Raw genomic sequence first — 17,824 nt, forward strand, 5'->3', positions numbered from 1 at the left:
TTTTCAATTCATTTGCTGAAACACCGCTTCGGTCAGCTGGGTCAACGAAAACGGCTTGGGCAGGAAGGTGGAATTTTCGATCTGAGGACCAGATTCGCCGAACGCCCCTTCAGTATAGCCTGACATGAAGACCACCCGCACGTCAGGCCGTGTTTTCATGGCCTCGCGCACCCAGGTCGGGCCGTCCATTCCGGGCATGACGACATCGGTAACAAAAACATCCACCAGCAAATTGGGGTCGTCCAACAATTGCAGCGCATCTTCGGCTGATTCAGCTTCAAGCACAGTGTAGCCTTTCAAGCGAAGCGCCCGCGTCGCGAAGGCGCGCACCGGGGCTTCGTCTTCGACCAACAAAACCACGCCTTCACCCAATCGGGAACTTTGCACCTCTGACGTATCGGGTACCTCAGGCTCCGATTCTTGGACCCGGGAACTCACAGGCAAGAGCACGGTGAATTCCGTTCCCCGGTCCTGCACACTGTCGACAAATATGAAACCACCAGTCTGTTTTACGATCCCGTAAACAGTCGATAGCCCCAGCCCCGTCCCCTCGCCTGTGCGTTTGGTCGTATAAAATGGCTCAAACACCTTTTGCAGTTTGTCTGCAGGAATCCCGATGCCGCTATCGATGACTTTGACCGTAACATATTCCCCCGGCTGTACCGTAGCCCGATCGCGCGTGATCGATTGATCCAACGTCACTACTTCGGTCTCGATCCGAATCTCCCCACCCTCGGGCATCGCATCACGCGCATTGACGACCAGGTTCATCAAAACCTGCTCTAACTGGCGCTTGTCCGCGCAGACGGATTTGAGCACCGGATCATGACTGAGCGTCAGGCGGACCTTCTCGCCCACAAGACGGTTTAGCAAATGGATAAGGTCTGAAATCGTATCTCGCAGATCCAGCACTTCGGGCCGGAGCGTTTGTTTGCGCGAAAAGGCCAGAAGCTGGCTGACCAACGCTGCAGCACGGTTGGCGTTCTGATTGATCTGTACAAGATCGCCGTAATTCGGGTCATCTTGGTCATGGCGCAACAGCAACAGATCACAATGCCCCGAAATCGCCGTCAGCAAGTTATTGAAATCATGTGCCACCCCGCCCGCCAATTGCCCAACGGCTTGCATCTTCTGGCCTTGAACAAACTGCGCCTCCATCGTTTTCAGTTCGGTGGCATCGTTCAGAACCGCAATAAGACAGACCTGACCATCCCTGAGAATCCGCGACAGCGTAACTTGCACAAATACCTCTTTGTCCTTGCGCACCAAACGCAGGAATTCAGACCGCGGTGCTGCGCCTTGTTCGGCAGCACTCGCCAGCCAGTCCCTGATCGGATAGCCGAGCCCCTGCATCATGCTTTCGATATTCGTCCGCCCCGGTTGGATCTCACCGACCAATTCAACCGCGAGGTGGTTTGCTTCGCTAACATCTCCATCGGGAGACATGCACATGATCGCAACTGGCAAATCTGCAAATGATGTCGTGTGCTGCGGTCCTTCGGCGTGCTGCAGCGGCGTTAAAAGCAACTCACGCACAATACCGCTGTGCCTTAGCGTTGTGACAGCGAATGGTGCTTCAGTTTCCCCGGTTTTAATCTGTATGATGCTACCATCAACTGCACCGCCAGCCTGAACCATCGGCTTGAGGCATGTGGGAATCTGACCAAAAAGCTCGATAGCCGCATCATTGGCATCCAGCACCACGTCATTTCGTCCGACCGTCAGAACCGGCCGCTGCACGCTGCGCCAGATCTGGGGTGCATCTATCCTAAAACGCCAGCAAAACCGATTTTCACCCAGCTTTGAAACAGACACCGGTATTGTTTGTCCGCGCGTGACAACATCTTCTTCCCAAAAACCCCGTTTCAGGGCATGAGACTGCAAACGCAACAGCGCCGCCGACGGGTTTGCAAATACGGTACGCAGAGACTCATCTAGTCGCGTACCCGCGTTCCGAATAAGACGCGCATTGGCCTGAGCGTTTGCAACTAGCACCTCGCCCGTCGCATCCGAAATGACACAGGCATCGGTTTCTTGCTCTAGAAAACCCGTCATCGCAGCGTATGTTTGCGCTTCGATCTGATTCAATATCCAAGCACGCGCCAATGCAAAGACCACTACTACCAGGAAGGACAAGCCAACGGCTGCGACCCCGGCACTTAACCGTGGCGGCAAGACGTCAAAGAAGGAAAGTACGCTCAATAAAATGGCGATCAATGCCAGCGAGGCATAGCGCCCACGATCGATGCCCCATCCACTTGATCGAGAGGGGGTAAATTCAGATTGAATAGACATAAACAGCCCGGATTATTACAATTTCTGATCAATATCTGCCTGCAATGGTTAATTGCTGCTTAATGATCAGTGACATAAACTTCTTAAGGTTGTGTTTTAAAGTTTATATTCGCGTCAAGTGTGCTGTGAAAAATCCATCGGTCCCGTGTGAAACCAGCCACGTTTTGCGGTATCCGCTCTGCCATTCGGGATTGCTGGCCAAGAATCCATCAATAATGCCGTCGTTTTCAATCGTCAGCATCGAGCAGGTCGCATAAGCAAGCACGCCTTTGGGCGCAACGAGAGGTGAAACATCTTGTAGAATAGCGGCCTGAATCTGCGTCAGCTCGTCCAAGCGCTCCGGTGTAAGCGCCCATTTCCCTGCCGGTGCGCGGCGCCACGATCCGCTGCCGGAACAGGGCACATCTGTCAAAACGACATCGAACGGCGCCTGACTGGAGACTTGGCCTGTGGTCAAGATCGTGACATCTGCGCCCGCCCTTGCCGCGCGTGCTGACAAATCCCGCATGCGTTTGGGACTGGCATCATGGGCAAAGACGTGAACGCCGGGGGCCCTTGCCGCCAATGCCAAAGCCTTACCACCGCCGCCTGCACAGTAGTCCAGAACTCGCATGCCTGGCTGCAAATCAAGCGCGGCAACAACCGCCTGGCTTGCGGCATCCTGCAACTCAACCAGCCCATCTGTATACGGACCGCTCTGAGATATCTTGCGTGCGCCCTCGGTAACTTCCAATGCAGTATCGCAGGCCGGATGTGGATGCGCCGTGATCTCCTCGGCAGCCAGTCGTTGAATGGCTGTAGGCAGGTCAGTTTTCAGCAGGTTGACCCTCAGATGAATCGGAGCGCGCGATTGTAGCGCGGCTGCGGCAAGTTCAGCTTCGTCCTTCAACGCGGCCTGAAATTGGGGCCACAACCACTCGGGGATATCCAGACGTTCTGCGTCGCTCCGAAATGACCTGGGTTGGTCAGCCTCGGTTACCTCTGCGGGTGCATATCGCGCGCTCGAAAATACTGACGTTAGGTCTGAGCCCAAGGATCGGGCGGCACCGATCATCAGGCCGCGCCCCGTCTCGGATCCACCGAGCGCCGAGAAGGATCGCTTGCACCGCAATGCATCAAACACATGATCCCGGATCGCAGCGCGATCCTTAGATCCCGCGAACCGACTGCGTCGAGCCCAGCCGGTCAACGCCTTCTCGACCGGTGCACCGGCAAGAATGTCATCGAGGATCTCGATCGAGGCCTGTACCCGAGCAGCAGGTGTCATCGCGTTTTCCGTTCGTCTACACGATCAATTTCGAGAGACCCCCTGAAGGGTCTCACAAACTTACATCACGCGATAATTGGGGCTTTCCCGTGTGATCTGAACGTCATGCACATGGCTTTCCTTCAAACCTGCGCCAGTGATTTTGACAAAGTTGCAGTTCTGGCGCATCTCATCGACGGTGGCACAACCGGTATAGCCCATCGCCGCGCGCAAACCTCCAACCAGTTGGTGCACAACAGCACTTGCGGACCCTTTGTACGGCACCTGGCCTTCGATCCCTTCGGGCACCAGCTTGTCATTCGCGGCGTCCTTCTGGAAATATCGATCCGCCGAGCCGCGCGCCATCGCACCCAGACTTCCCATGCCGCGATACGATTTGAACGAGCGGCCTTGATAGAGGATCACCTCGCCCGGGCTTTCATCCGTGCCCGCAATCATCGAACCCACCATGGCGCAAGATGCCCCTGCCGCAATCGCCTTGGCGAAATCGCCCGAGAATTTGATGCCACCATCAGCAATGACCGGAACTTCCCCCGCCGCAGCGGCACAATCCATGATGGCCGTCAACTGAGGGACGCCAACACCCGCGACCATCCGTGTGGTACAGATCGAGCCGGGCCCGATGCCCACTTTGATCGCGTCTGCACCTGCATCGATCAGCGCTTTGGTGGCCTCGGCAGTGGCGACGTTACCGGCGATGATCTGAACCTCATTCGACAGCGTCTTGGCACGTTTCACCGCGTCCAGAACCCCTTGCGAATGACCATGTGCGGTATCCACAACAATGATATCGACCCCGGAATCGACCAACTGCTCTGACCGCTCGAACCCAGCGTCTCCGACCGAGGTTGCAGCAGCCACACGCAGACGGCCCAACCGGTCCTTGCAGGCTGTAGGGTTCAGCACGGCCTGCTCGGTATCTTTCAGCGTCAGTAAGCCCGTCAGCTTGCCCTCGCCATCGACGACCAGCAATTTTTCGATCCGACGCGCACGCATGAGGCTTTTGGCCTCTTCCAGATCGGCGGGCTCTTGCAGCATCGCCAGATTGTCAGAGGTCATCATCGCTTTGATCGGCGTGTCATCCGAGGTCGCAAAGCGCATATCTCGGTTGGTGACAATGCCGACGACACGACCGCTTTCTTCAACGACCGGGAAGCCGGTGAAGTTGTAGCGCTCTACCAAAGCCTGAGCATCTGCCAATGTTTGATCCGCGCGCAGCGTGACCGGGTTATAGACGATACCGGATTCGAACCGCTTTACCCGCCGAATTTCACGAGCCTGTTCCTCGACCGAGAGGTTTTTGTGCACCACGCCGATGCCTCCAGCCTGCGCCATGGCGATAGCCATACGCGCCTCGGTCACCGTGTCCATCGCCGAGCTTAGCAGCGGGATGTTCATCGTAATCTCACGCGTCACGCGCGTGGTGGTATCAGCGGTTGCCGGCAGCACAGAAGATGCGCCCGGAACCAGAAGAACGTCGTCGAAGGTGAGTGCCTCACGAATCTGCATTTGATAACCCCATGCAAAAGCCCGTTTGACGGTGACCCTATTGCATGGATTTCACCAGAGGGAAAGCCCCGAACCCAAGTTGTTTTCCCCTGCGGGCTTCTGCCACGCCCGAAAACGACGCAAGCAATGCAAAACGTGCCGCTGAATGCCCTTTCCCTTTGCGTTCAAACCCATATGTTCGCCGGCATACGCGCGAATACAAAGGCAGGCCATTCATGACCACCGATCCTCTTGTCGTTTTTACCCCGTCCGGCAAACGCGGACACTTTCCCGTTGGCACGCCAATCCTGACGGCAGCGCGCCAGTTGGGTGTCGATCTTGATTCAGTCTGCGGTGGACGCGGTATTTGTTCGAAATGTCAGATCACCCCCAGCTATGGCGAGTTTCCCAAGCATGGCGTGACCGTCTCGGAGGACGCGCTGAGCGAATGGAACGCGGTTGAACAGCGATATGACGACAAGCGAGGCTTGAAACCCGGGCGCCGTTTGGGCTGTCAGGCCTCGGTTCAGGGTGACGTGGTGATCGACGTGCCTCCTGAAAGCCAGGTTCACCGTCAGGTGGTCCGCAAGGCCGCCGCCGCCCGCGCCATCACCATGGACCCTGCAACACGCCTGTATTTCGTGGTGGTGGAACAACCCGACATGCACTCGCCCACAGGCGATCTGGAACGGTTAGAACGCGCCTTGCGCGAACAATGGAAGATCGATGCGATTACCGCCGACCTGTCGCTGATGTCCAAGCTGCAGCCAGTGCTGCGCAAAGGGAAATGGGAGGTCACGGTCGCCGTCCACAAAGGCCACAAGGACAACGTAGCCCGTATCGTCGAAATTTGGCCCGGCCTGCACGAACATGGGCTTTACGGTCTGGCTATCGACCTCGGCTCGACCACCATCGCTGCGCACCTGACCGATCTGGAAACAGGTGAAGTCAAGGCTTCTTCCGGCCTGATGAACCCGCAAATTCGTTTCGGCGAAGACCTGATGAGCCGCGTGTCTTACGCCATGATGAATCCCGGTGGCGACAAGGAAATGACCCGGGCCGTGCGCGAAGCGATCAACGATCTGACCACTTCAATCGCTGATGAGGCCGGGATCGATGCCGCTTTGATCGTCGAAGCGGTGTTCGTCTGCAATCCGGTCATGCACCATCTTTTGCTGGGTCTGGACCCAGTCGAACTGGGTCAGGCGCCATTTGCGCTCGCGACGTCTGAAAGCATGTCCCTGCCTGCGCATGAGATGGACCTGACCACGATGAATCCGCGCGCGCAGGTCTACATCCTGCCGTGTATTGCGGGCCATGTGGGTGCGGACTGCGCTGCCGTTGCCCTATCCGAGGAACCCGGCAAGTCCGACGATCTGGTACTGATCGTGGATGTGGGTACCAATGCGGAAATCTTGCTGGGCAACACCCACCGCGTTCTGGCCTGTTCGTCACCCACCGGCCCCGCATTTGAGGGTGCCCAGATTAGCTCGGGCCAGAGAGCCGCGCCCGGTGCGATTGAACGAATCGAAATCGATCCTGTCACCAAAGAACCGCGTTTCCGCGTGATCGGGTCCGAGAAATGGTCGAATGACGAAGGCTTTGATCAGGACATTGCCACCACGGGCATCACCGGTATCTGCGGCTCAGGCATTATCGAGGCCGTGGCCGAGATGCGCATTGCAGGTCTTCTGGACGAAAGCGGGCTGATCGGCTCGGCCGCGCAGACGGGCACATCGCGTTGCGTTCCCGAAGGCCGCACCAACTCCTATCTGATCCACGACGCCAGCGCCGAGGGCGGTCCGCGTATCACGGTAACTCAGGGTGATATCCGTGCCATCCAGTTGGCTAAATCCGCGCTCTACGCCGGAGCGCGTCTCCTAATGGATGAGATGGAGGTTGACCGTGTGGATCGCGTGGTACTGGCCGGTGCCTTCGGCGCACATATTTCGACCAAACACGCGATGGTGCTGGGTATGATCCCTGATGCACCGCTGGAGAAGGTCTCCAGCGCGGGTAATGCCGCTGGAACCGGTGCCCGGATCGCGCTGTGTAACATCGGATCGCGGGCCGAGATCGAACGCGTGGTGCGCGAGATCACCAAGGTCGAAACGGCAATCGAACCCAAGTTTCAAGACCATTTCGTCGCCGCCAATGCGATCCCGCACAAAACCGATCCGTTCCCTGAATTGGCCCAGGTCGTCACCCTGCCCGCTCCGTCCTTCAATACCGGCGGCGGGGATGAGGAAAAATCTGGCCGCCGACGCCGCCGGAGGTCATAGTCGCCCCATCCACAGGAGGCGAACATGACATCAGTGAACGAGGAACAGGCGGAATTCTGGGGAAACTCGGAACAAGGCACCAAATGGCTGACCTATGAGGATCAGCTTGACCACGCCTTCGCGCCCGTTCTTGATCTCGTTCTGGACCGGGCCGCCCTGTCGGCGGGTATGCAAGTGCTGGATATCGGATGTGGCACGGGCGTCAGCGCAATCGCTGCCGCCCGCGCGGTAGGACCGAACGGGCACGTTCTGGCCGCTGACATTTCACAGCCCTTTCTGGACCGCGCAGCCAAACGCGCTGAAAGCAACGGGATACAGACTATCACTTTTCAGCACGCGGATGCGCAAACCTACGCGTTTGAACCAGGACAAATGGATGCCGCAATCTCCCGGTTTGGTGTCATGTTCTTTAACGACTCGATCGCAGCATTCCGAAACATCGCCTCGGCACTGAAACCCGGTGGGCAAATGACGTTCGCTTCCTGGGGGCCATTGGACGTCAACCCTTGGTTCAAGATACCCCATGTCGCCGCCGTTCGGCGAATGGGTCAACCGCCCCGCGTAGACCGCTATGCGCCCGGGCCGCTGGCGTTCCACGACATCGACCATGTCAAAGGTCTGATGACCCAAGCGGGGCTGTCTGAAATAACCGGCGACGCGATTACAGCGAACCTGACGGGTTTTGGCGGCGTTGAAGGCACGGCGAGGCTGGTGACACGTGTTGGTCCTGCGGGCCGTGTTGTTGCTCATTTCGAAGGGAGTGAGGCTGATACTGACGCTATTCAAGAAGCGGTCGCAAAAGAGTTCCGACAGTATAAGTCTGGTTCGGAGATCCTCATCCCGGCGATGATCAACCTCTATCAGGCCCGACGCGCAGAATGATTGGAGCGGGTAGCGGGAATCGAACCCGCGCGTTCAGCTTGGGAAGCTGACAGGCTACCATTACATCATACCCGCCGCTGAGCATTGATTAACACTGCTCTTTACTGGGGTTCAAGGGTCAACAAACGCTGACGAATCGAAAAGGCCGGATCAAAAAATCCGGCCCAATCCATTGTTTTATTTACCTTAAGCGCGGCGACGACGACCACCGCCACGACGTCCGCGTGCACCCTCGCCTTCGGCTCCGGCCTCGGCGGGTGGTTTGTTGAACCTGATCCACTCACCGCCATGTGCGTCGTTGTTGGTCAGCAGGTTGGCGGCGCGGATGGCCTCCATCTCTTTGCCCGCACGCGGAAGGGTCGAACCCAGACCGAACATCTGTACAAAGGTTTCGTCGTCCATATCCTCGGGCAGAATGATACCGGCGGCAGCAACGGCCTCTTTCTTTTCAGCAATCTTCTTCTGCGTAACCGGCAGAGCCACCGGGTTCATGATCGCTGAAGTCATTCCGGCACCCATTGCCATCGGCAGGAAGGCGTTGTTGATACCGTGACGGTTCGGCAGGCCGAACGAGATGTTGGACGCACCGCATGTGGTGTTCACGCCCAGCTCTTCCCGCAGACGACGGACCAGAGCAAACACCTGCTGGCCAGCAGTTGCCATCGCACCAATCGGCATGACCAGTGGATCGACCACGATGTCATGAGCCGGGATGCCGTGATCGGCTGCACGCTCAACGATGGTTTTGGCGACGGCAAAACGCACATCAGGGTCTTCCGAGATTCCGGTGTCATCGTTCGAGATCGCCACAACGGGTACGTTGTATTTCTTGACCAGTGGCAGAACCAGTTCCAGACGCTCTTCTTCACCGGTGACCGAGTTCAACAGCGGACGACCTTCCGCCGCCTCAAGACCGGCTTCCAAAGCGCCCGGAACCGAGGAATCGATGCAAAGCGGTACATCAACAAGCCCCTGCACCAGCTCGACGATCTTGGTCATCAGCGGCGGCTCGGTCTCGTTCGGGTTGGGGTTCGAGTTGTAGACGACACCTGCGTTGATATCCAGAACGGTCGCACCTGCAGCGACCTGCGCCAGAGCATCCTTTTCGACTGTCGAGAAATCGCCTGCTTCCAATTCGGCAGCCAGTTTCTTACGGCCCGTTGGGTTGATCCGCTCACCGATAACGCAGAACGGTTCGTCAAAGCCCAGAACGGCAGTTTTTGTTTTTGATTCTACGACTGTACGGGTCATGTCCGTTCCTTAGGAGTTAACCGGCTTTGCCGAAGCGCCGCCGTTGTTGATCGCCCAGTTGGCGTTGGTCTTGATCCCGCCCAGCGGGAAGAAGTGAACCTTGGTGATGTTGAAATCCGGGTTGGCCGCTTTGTGATTGGCCAGTTCGGTGACCACATCGGTTGGCTCGTAAGGCAACAGCAGCTTGGACACGTCCATGGCGCGCTTCTGCAGGACTTTCAGCGATGGACCAACGCCGCAGGCGATAGCGAATTTGATCAGCGTCTGCAGCTTCGCCGGGCCCGCGATACCGATATGGATCGGCAGATCAATACCCGCTTCTTTCAGGCTATCTGCCCAAGCGATGATCGGCTTGGCGTCGAACGCAAACTGAGTGGCCAGCGCCATTTCGGCGTCGGTGGTTTCCGAAAACTTCTGCTTCCAGCGCAGCGCGTCATCGACATTCTTGGTCGAGCCGTCGGGATCGATATCCTTGTTGCCTTCGGGGTGACCGGCTACGTGCAGTCGCTTGAACCCCGCCTTGTCGAACAGTCCGGTTTCCAGCAGCTGCATCGAGCTGTCGAAATCACCATGCGGTTTGGCGACCCCACCGGCCAGCAGAAGCGCCTGCTCGACACCCGCTTCACCCTGATACATGGAAATCCAGTTTTCCAGCGTTGCGGCATCCTTGATGATCCGTGCCGGGAAATGCGGCATGACAGGGTAACCTTCGGCCGCGATGCGCTTGGCAGTTTTGACCATGTCTTCGATTGGCGTGCCCTCGATATGGGCGATGTAGACACGGGTGCCTTCTGGCAGCAGCGCGCGGAAATCTTCGACCTTTTCCGCAGTGCGCGGCATCACCTCGATCGAGTAGCCCTGCAAAAAGGCTTCGACGGTCGGGTTCACAGGGCCGTTTTCGACCGCATCACGTTTCTTGAAGTTCAGCAAAGCCATAGCGGCCTCCCATAAAGATCTGGGGCTCATGCCCAACCGTCATTGGCGATCAGGGTCTTGATACGGTCCTGATCGTACTCTGTTTCCAAACGCGCGGCCTCGGCTTCGGCAATTTCGGACGGGTCGCCCTCAACTGCGAAAGGCTCGGCTTTGCGCCACTCGGCCAGATAGGCATCACTATCTTTGGCGTTCACCTTCATTGCGGCCCGGTCGATGGCTTGTTCAAACCGCTCTTCCAACTGCCGCTTAGCGCCACGACGGCCCTTGCCGACGATGACTTGGGCGGGAATATCGCGCCAATATACGATGGTGACGTCAGGCATTACCGTGATTCCTCCTAACCAGATGGACCGGTTCTAAACTTCAATGTGGGTCCAAGTCGGTCGATTTTCGACATACGGCGTATTTGCAGCGACCTTTTTGCCCACGGCTGCGTACCGCAGCTTTTAATGCCTTGGGGGGCAAAACCGAACATCAAAATCCTAATGACTTTAATGAGCGTCTTGCGTGATCCAATTGCGCGACCTATGGTCGGGGTAACTCGAAAATCGGAGGGCGTTTAAGATGGCGCCCAAGCGTCCCAGAGGTGCGGGCGCGTTCCCGAAAGCGGTCGAAAGCCCCGCGCCGGCAAGACCCGATCCAGATGCGTTATATGCGGCACTGGATTTGGGGACAAATAGCTGCCGCATGTTGATCGCCCAGCCCAAGGGCAGTGGATTTCATGTGGTGGACAGCTTCTCCAAATCGGTGCAGTTGGGTGCCGGTCTGGAACGCACCGGGCGGTTGTCGCGGGCGTCTATGGCACGTACCGTACAGGCGCTGCGGATTTGTCAGCAAAAACTCAAACGTAACAAGGTCAAGCGCATGCGCTTGATCGCAACCGAGGCTTGCCGTCGCGCCAAGAATTCACGCGATTTCATCCGGCAAGTTAAACGCGAAACCGGCCTGACGCTCGACATCATCCAGCCCGAGGAAGAAGCACGTCTGGCTGTGATTTCCTGTGCACCGCTGGTGTCGACCAAGACCGAGCAATTGTTGGTCGTCGATATCGGCGGCGGCTCAACCGAATTGGTCTGGATCGACATCTCCTCTGTTCCTCGTCGGGATCGGCCTGCCGCGATTATGAGATTGCATAACGGGTTCCACACGCCTGAAAGCCCTTTCCCTGCGGCCAAGGTGGTTGATTGGATCAGCGTCCCGCTGGGCGTGGCAACATTGCGTGATCAGTTCAACGACGTCGAAGACGATGCCGCGCGTTTTGCGCTTATGAGCTGGTTTTTCGAAGAAAATCTGGCCGATTTCGCACCTTACAAGGATGAACAGGCCCGCGAAGGGTTTCAGATTGTGGGCACCAGCGGAACGGTGACCACTGTCGCCGCCTCACACCTTGGCCTCAAGCGCTATGACCGGACGAAGGTGGACGGATTGCGGATGACCAGCGATCAGATTGACAAGGTGATACGAGGCTATCTAGAACTCGGCCCTCGTGGGCGCCGCCGTGATCCCCGGATCGGAGAAGATCGGCAGGCCCTGATCATGTCCGGCTCGGCCATCTTGCAGGCCCTGTTGCGCTGCTGGCCCACCGATCGCCTTTCTGTGGCGGACCGTGGGCTGCGCGAGGGTTTGCTTTATGCGCAAATGAGTGCGGACGGTGTATTGGAAGACGGACCGTTCTGATGGCGAAGACACCAACTGGCAAAAGCAACTCGGGTCGCGGACAACGCGACCTGAAGGTGAAGGTCAAGACAGCGCGCGGGCGCAAGCTCAGCTCGACCCGCTGGTTAGAACGGCAGTTGAACGACCCCTATGTCAAACGCGCGCAGGTCGAAGGCTATCGCGGACGCGCGGCATTCAAGATACTTGAGTTGGACGACAAGTTCCGGTTTCTCGTACCCGGCGCGCGCGTGGTCGATCTGGGATGTGCGCCCGGTGGCTGGCTGCAAGTCGCTGTGAAACGCGTCAATGCACTCGGCGAGAAAAGCGGCAAGCGCATCGGCACCGTCCTGGGGGTTGACCTTCAAGAGGTTGAGCCCGTCGCCGGTGCCACCGCGCATGTCCTTGATTTCATGGAAGATGACGCCGATCAGAAGGTCAAGGACTGGCTGGGTGGCAAAGCGGACGTGGTCATGTCTGATATGGCGGCTGCATCCTCGGGCCACAAACAGACTGACCACCTGCGGATCATGGCCCTGTGCGAAACGGCGGCTTATTTCGCGTTCGACGTGCTGGAAGAGGGCGGCACCTTCGTTGCCAAGGTGCTTGCTGGCGGGGCTGAGGGGGACCTTCAGAAACTGCTCAAGCAGAAATTCAACAAGGTTGCCAATGTGAAGCCTCCGGCCTCACGTTCTGATAGTTCCGAGAAGTTTGTTGTCGCCACCGGCTTCCGGGGTTAAGCGGCGTTAATCCAGATCGATCTTTCCCGGCGCTATACTCTGTTTCCGCAGAGACGCTGCAGCTATGCCTTGCAGCAATAGTGCTTCGCCATGATTGATATCGACAGGCTTGCGCGCGCGCAGCTCTTCAATACGCTGGTCAAGCGTTGTTTTACGAGCCGCCGTCAGCGGCTTTGCGAAGGTAGCGGTGCGATCCGGCATACATCACCTGTAGCAATCCGAGTGCTGATACCGGTTGGCTAACCGTAGAATGCGCCGCGAAGATGGCGCAATTCTGCCAGTTCCATGCCAGCTATCTCCCGAGTTCCTGCGCAAGTTGCATTAAGTTCGGATCATCGGGAAGCACTAACAAGGCCTCGTCCAATGTCGCCAACGCAGCCTGAACACCGCGATTGATGTGGGCAAGTTGAACCAGCATCGGCCAAGCCTCAACGCGCTGCGGGTCGAGCGTTACAACCTCGCGGAATGCACGTTCTGCAGCCGGCGCGTTTCTGAGCGTAAGCGCCCAACCACCCAGCACCAAATGGGTCTCAGGAAAGTCCAAACGATTGGAAATGCTACGTTGCCAATCCGCCATGCCCTGCTGCGCGCTTGCGCGTTGGTCTTGCGTCATGGCCTGCGCTGGGATCGATAAGAACTCTTTCGCAGCCGAGATGCGTACATTGCGCATGGGGTCGGATAACAACGGCTCTAACCGCGAAGCGCGCAACTGGGCAGGAACCTGACGCTGCAGTACCGGTCCATTGGCCCGTATCAGTGGGTCCGGATCGGCCAGCAACGGTGCTAGACGCTCGGCAAGATCAGGCGTTGCAAAAGGTTGCAACAAATACAGAGCGGTTGCGCGAACGATACCTGCCTGCCCTTCATCCAGAGCGATCGCGACCAGCGTTTCAGGGTCGTCCAATTGACCACTGCCTGCTGCTGCAAATGTCGTGCCATAATGCGCCACTCTATAGGATGATTCCGGGAACCAGAGTTCAATCTGCTGCGCCGCCCAAGACTGATCTTCATCCGCATGGCAATCGGTGCAGGCATCAGTTCCGAGCCCCAGATCAGGGCGGGGAATGCGGAAGCTGTGATCGTGCCTGCCATCTACCCCCATATAGACACGCTCGATCATGTGGCAGTTCTTGCATTGGCCACCCGCAGAATTTTCAGCATGTTGGTGATGCGCGGGCGTGTCATATTCGGCCAGCCGAAGGGTCGGGAAATCCGGGTTGCCAGCGGGGGAGTGGCATTGGGTACACAACCCATTACCCTCGGCTTTCACCTCAGCCCGGTGCGGATCGTGGCAATTCATACAACCCACCCCTTCTGCATACATGCGCGACTGCAGGAATGAGCCATAAACATAGACCTCGTCCAAAATCTGGCCATCTGGGTGATACAAACCCGGTCGCAGCAACGCCAGGTTATAGGCGTCGTGATACGGCTTGCCGGGAAGCGGATTACCATCTTCCAACGCCTCGCGCCGGGAATGACAGCCGGCGCATTGCTGAATTTCCGCTTCTGTCTGCCCCCTGCCCCATGTCGTAGGGAATCCGAACTCGCTCAAACCGTCTTGCAACACTTTTCCGGTCGTCCACTCCAAATGCGCAGAACCCGGCCCGTGGCAAGCCTCGCACCCGACACCAATTTCGACCTGTGTCGAGGCATAGCGCCTTTCCTCAGAGTCGTAGTTCTTCACATAGCCGGTCGCATGACACTCGGCACAGCGGGCGTTCCAATTTTTGTACGGACCGGTCCAGTGCAGCCCATCATTCGGAGGCAGATCCTGATCCGGGTAAAGGTGGAACCAACGGCCCTTTTCGACGTCCCAAACCACATCAAAACTCTGCAATCGGCCGGGTTCGGTTTCGAAAAGATATTGCTGTAGCGGCGCGATACCAACCACTGAATGGACCGGATAGGTCGTTGTAACGCCGTCCTTTTCGGTGACCTGCGCCGTAAGAGCTCCATCTTGATCCGCAAAGGCCACGCTCATTCCGTCATGCGAGAAGCGTGTTCCATCGAAATCAGCCTTAACATGGCCGTCCTCCACCTCGGTCCAGGCAAGCGCATGGTATGAGCTTTCCCAGGCTTCGGTTTCTTCCTTATGACAATCCGAGCACGCGTCTGATCCAACATAGTCCTGCGCCTGCGACTGCTGCGCGGTCGCCCAAAGGATCGCGGTCATCACGATAGCGCGGAGATACATCATTGCCCCTCTTCGTTTTGCAAATCGATAAGCGCACCGTTGTATTCGGCCCCGAGGATCAGCATGGCCGAGCATAAGTACAGGAAAATCAGCGCTGCCATTGCCCCTGCAAGCCCGGCATACGTCGCGCTATAGGTCGCAAACTTGGCGATGTAGATTGAAAAGCCCCATCCACCTGCAGCCCACAAAGCCAATGTCAGGATTACGCCCGGCAAGATTTGTAGTAGGCTGTGCCGTCGGGTGGGCAAGATCAGATGGGCCAAAAGAACGGTGCCAGCTGGGACAGCCACGGTAAAGGTCCATCGCAGACGATCCACCGACAGCCAGTTGTCCACATCCACTGCCGTCTTTTCCGAAACCAAACGGGTATAGACCGGCAGAACGACTTCGACCGCCGCGATGGCCAGAATGGCAGCACCGCCGATTATGACCAGCACAAAGCACAGCAGTCGGGTCTTCCAGAAGGGCCAATTGTCCGTGTCGTGATAGGCCTGCGCCATCGCCTTTCGCACGGCGGCGACTCCGTTCGAGGCAAAGTAGATCGCCAACAAGCCACCCAAAGTGATCACGCCCGAGCCCGCACCGGCCAGAACAGCACGCAGTTCTGAAACGATGGGATCGGCCACGTCTTTGGGCCAGGCGCCAAATATCAGTTCGATCAGTTCATCGGTCACATAGCCCTGTGACAAGGCCCCTGCCAGCGCAACCGTGAACAGAACGAATGGAAACAGGGCCATCATCAACGACATGGCGACGTGGCTGCTCATGACGAAGCCGTTTTTGTCATTAAATCGGCGCACAGCAAGCCAGAGCGCACGCAGGAATTGGCCGAACGAGGGAATCAAAACAGTTGGCATTGCGCTAGCCTAGCCTGCCTTTTCCTTTGGCAGAACCGCCAATCGGATCAGGCCACCGATTTCATGCGTATAACCTTCTGTATGGATTGCATAAACCCGCCAGCCTGTGCAGGATCAATCAAAACACATCCAGGCAGCACTCAGACCAAGGCCATCTTATGACCTCTGACCCAGAAAACAGCCCATCCCGTGCGCGTCCGCAACTGAGCGTATTGCGGGATGTAGCGATCGTGGCCACGCTAATGGTGCTTGGCCTCTATGCAGGGGCAAACTTTCTGGTGCCGTTGACCATGGCGTTACTGGTCAACGTGCTGATCCTGGCCCTTAGCGACCGGGTCATTGCAGTGACGCGGGTGCCAATCTGGTTGGCGAATGTCGCGGGAGTAACAGTTGTATTGGCCGGTTTGTTCATGATCATGTACATTCTGGGCAGTCAGGCCACGCAATTTGCACGCTCGATCAACACCTACGAAAGCCAGTTTGACGGGGCTGTTCATAGAATTACCGGGTTGGTCGGCAACGATGTCACAAGTTTTATCCGAGACAATCTGGTCAGCATCGATATGTCCTATGTCGCTCGGATATTGCTGGGCAGCGCCACATCACTGCTTAACCAGTTCTTCCTAATCAGCCTCTATGTCGCCTTTCTGATGGCCGAGCGGTTGGCCTTTCGCAAGAAAATCCAGCTTGCCGCCGGCAACCCACGGCTGGGGGCTGACCTGGCCTTGGTTCTGGATGCGATTTCGTACAGCCTGCAGCGATATGTCGGCGTGAAAACCTTTATCAGTCTGATCACCGCCACCATCAGCTACGCCGTATTCAAAGCGCTGGGTCTGGAATATGCTGAAACCTGGGCCGTGCTGACTTTCGCCCTGAATTTCATCCCGTCAATCGGTTCGATCATCGCCGTTATCTTTCCCGCAATGATCGCTCTGGTTCAGTTTGAGACGATCGGGCCATTTCTCGTGATCGTTCTGGGGTGCGGCACACTACAGTTTCTAATCGGCAACTTTCTGGATCCGGCTATGCTGGGCCGATCGCTGAACATGTCGACCTTCCTAGTGATTTTGGCGTTGACCTTCTGGACTACGGTCTGGGGTCTGATCGGAGCGTTCCTGAGTGTGCCTTTGACCGTCTGCATCCTGATCATCTTCAGCCACATCCCCGCGCTGCGCCCCGTCGCGATCTTGATGTCTTTGGATGGAAGGCTTGGCGAGGATGATCGGTCGTCAACCGAACATTCGGCTTGAACGTCCGTCAACTTTGACAGCTAGCGACGAGGGCGCGTCGATCTTTCAACCTCAGCCGACCATACCCGCCTTCGATCAAGTCCAATTCGATAAGCCTGTGTAATGCTCGGTGAAGCGTTGGCGCAGAGACTGCAATCATAGCCGCCAGCTCTTCCTGCGAAACCGGTATCCAACCCTCTGCATCGGATGTCACCTCATCCAGATGCAGCAGCCTCAAAACCAGCCGTTTCTCGGTGCCGGTCACCGCAAGATTGGCTACGATACGCAGGGCTTTTTGCATGTTTTCATGACTCAAGGCGTAGAAATCCCGAACAAAGTCAGGAGAATCCTGCACCAAGCGTTCTAGCCGCGAGGCCGGCAAGAAAAGCGTCTCGGTTGGCCGAGTCGCTACCACGCTGATCAGCCGATGTGCAGTCGCAAACAACGCGAGATCGCCGATCCAAAAGCCACGTCCCTCTTGGTGTATGACAAATTCCTGACCGTCATCTGCGGGGACGGTGATCTTAACACTACCATCCAATACAGCGTGGATCCCGTTGGCGGGATCACCCTGGACAAACAAAGCTTCGTCAGCACCGTAAGTTCGGCGCACGGCGCTGCGCATCAGAGCATCCTGAAAGGCGGGAGATCTGGTTTTGAACCAGGAACTTTCCTGCAGCGCGTCTAGATCAGTTTCAATTAGTGCCATCTATATATTTAAACTTCATCATATGATAAATTTCAATC

15 protein-coding genes and 1 tRNA gene are annotated in these 17,824 nt (G+C 57.1%); 5 read left to right on the top strand and 11 right to left on the bottom strand.

Annotated features, from left to right (window positions below; translation table 11 throughout):
* Nucleotides 1-3: 3 nt before the first annotated feature.
* The 3 genes from ACRZ9U_RS01700 to guaB all read right to left on the bottom strand — a co-directional run bounded on the left by ACRZ9U_RS01700 (nt 4) and on the right by guaB (nt 5,071).
* Nucleotides 4-2,295 carry an ATP-binding protein gene (locus tag ACRZ9U_RS01700; protein ID WP_170405860.1) on the bottom strand — a complete coding sequence of 764 codons (2,292 nt, stop codon included), beginning with the start codon at nt 2,293-2,295 and terminating at the stop codon, nt 4-6.
* A gap of 103 nt (nt 2,296-2,398) precedes the next feature.
* A complete protein-coding gene (locus tag ACRZ9U_RS01705; protein ID WP_170405863.1) occupies nt 2,399-3,562 on the bottom strand; it encodes an RsmB/NOP family class I SAM-dependent RNA methyltransferase in 1,164 nt (387 codons plus the stop codon).
* 60 nt (nt 3,563-3,622) lie between these two features.
* Nucleotides 3,623-5,071: an IMP dehydrogenase gene (gene guaB / locus ACRZ9U_RS01710; RefSeq protein ID WP_170405866.1), complete on the bottom strand. Its 1,449-nt coding sequence runs from the start codon at nt 5,069-5,071 to the stop codon at nt 3,623-3,625.
* A 215-nt stretch (nt 5,072-5,286) separates the two neighbouring features.
* Between guaB and ACRZ9U_RS01715 the strand changes: the two genes are divergently transcribed.
* On the top strand, nt 5,287-7,332 hold the full coding sequence (locus tag ACRZ9U_RS01715; RefSeq protein ID WP_170405869.1) for an ASKHA domain-containing protein: 2,046 nt from the start codon (nt 5,287-5,289) through the stop codon (nt 7,330-7,332).
* Nucleotides 7,333-7,356: 24 nt separating this feature from the next.
* Nucleotides 7,357-8,214, top strand: coding sequence for a class I SAM-dependent methyltransferase (locus ACRZ9U_RS01720; protein ID WP_170405872.1), 858 nt, complete (start codon nt 7,357-7,359; stop codon nt 8,212-8,214).
* 1 nt (nt 8,215) lies between these two features.
* On the opposite strand, the gene ACRZ9U_RS01725 is transcribed toward ACRZ9U_RS01720, so the two are convergent.
* From ACRZ9U_RS01725 to ACRZ9U_RS01740, 4 genes are all read right to left on the bottom strand, one after another.
* Nucleotides 8,216-8,289, bottom strand: a tRNA-Gly gene (locus ACRZ9U_RS01725).
* A 111-nt stretch (nt 8,290-8,400) separates the two neighbouring features.
* Entirely contained in the window at nt 8,401-9,465 is a 1,065-nt protein-coding gene (locus tag ACRZ9U_RS01730) for a methyltetrahydrofolate cobalamin methyltransferase (protein WP_170393018.1), read from the bottom strand.
* Between the two features lie 9 nt (nt 9,466-9,474).
* The gene (locus ACRZ9U_RS01735; protein WP_170393017.1) at nt 9,475-10,401 is read right to left on the bottom strand and encodes a methylenetetrahydrofolate reductase; all 927 of its coding nucleotides are present in this window, start codon (nt 10,399-10,401) and stop codon (nt 9,475-9,477) included.
* A gap of 26 nt (nt 10,402-10,427) precedes the next feature.
* A complete protein-coding gene (locus ACRZ9U_RS01740) occupies nt 10,428-10,724 on the bottom strand; it encodes a virulence factor (protein WP_170393016.1) in 297 nt (98 codons plus the stop codon).
* A 241-nt stretch (nt 10,725-10,965) separates the two neighbouring features.
* Here ACRZ9U_RS01740 and ACRZ9U_RS01745 point away from each other — a divergent pair, with 241 nt between their 5' ends.
* Nucleotides 10,966-12,078, top strand: coding sequence for a Ppx/GppA phosphatase family protein (locus ACRZ9U_RS01745; protein ID WP_170393015.1), 1,113 nt, complete (start codon nt 10,966-10,968; stop codon nt 12,076-12,078).
* Nucleotides 12,078-12,794, top strand: a complete 717-nt coding sequence (locus ACRZ9U_RS01750; RefSeq protein WP_170393014.1) for an RlmE family RNA methyltransferase — start codon at nt 12,078-12,080, stop codon at nt 12,792-12,794. Before ACRZ9U_RS01745 ends, ACRZ9U_RS01750 begins: the two co-directional genes overlap by 1 nt.
* A 6-nt stretch (nt 12,795-12,800) precedes the next feature.
* Here ACRZ9U_RS01750 and ACRZ9U_RS01755 read toward each other — a convergent pair whose 3' ends face one another.
* From ACRZ9U_RS01755 to ACRZ9U_RS01765, 3 genes are all read right to left on the bottom strand, one after another.
* Nucleotides 12,801-12,995 (bottom strand): hypothetical protein, encoded by a 195-nt coding sequence (locus ACRZ9U_RS01755; protein ID WP_170405875.1) that lies wholly within the window; start codon nt 12,993-12,995, stop codon nt 12,801-12,803.
* 91 nt (nt 12,996-13,086) lie between these two features.
* Entirely contained in the window at nt 13,087-14,991 is a 1,905-nt protein-coding gene (locus ACRZ9U_RS01760) for a cytochrome c3 family protein (RefSeq protein ID WP_170406451.1), read from the bottom strand.
* On the bottom strand, nt 14,991-15,848 hold the full coding sequence (locus tag ACRZ9U_RS01765; protein WP_170393012.1) for a YihY/virulence factor BrkB family protein: 858 nt from the start codon (nt 15,846-15,848) through the stop codon (nt 14,991-14,993). Before ACRZ9U_RS01765 ends, ACRZ9U_RS01760 begins: the two co-directional genes overlap by 1 nt.
* 158 nt (nt 15,849-16,006) lie before the next feature.
* On the opposite strand from ACRZ9U_RS01765, the gene ACRZ9U_RS01770 reads away from it, so the two are divergent.
* Complete coding sequence (locus tag ACRZ9U_RS01770; RefSeq protein ID WP_170393011.1) at nt 16,007-17,098, top strand: AI-2E family transporter; 1,092 nt, start codon at nt 16,007-16,009, stop codon at nt 17,096-17,098.
* Between the two features lie 7 nt (nt 17,099-17,105).
* Here the strand turns inward: ACRZ9U_RS01770 and ACRZ9U_RS01775 are convergent, their stop codons facing one another.
* The gene (locus ACRZ9U_RS01775) at nt 17,106-17,786 is read right to left on the bottom strand and encodes a Crp/Fnr family transcriptional regulator (protein ID WP_170405877.1); all 681 of its coding nucleotides are present in this window, start codon (nt 17,784-17,786) and stop codon (nt 17,106-17,108) included.
* Nucleotides 17,787-17,824: the final 38 nt, after the last annotated feature.

The sequence above is a fragment of the Ruegeria sp. D7 genome (genome assembly GCF_056534355.1).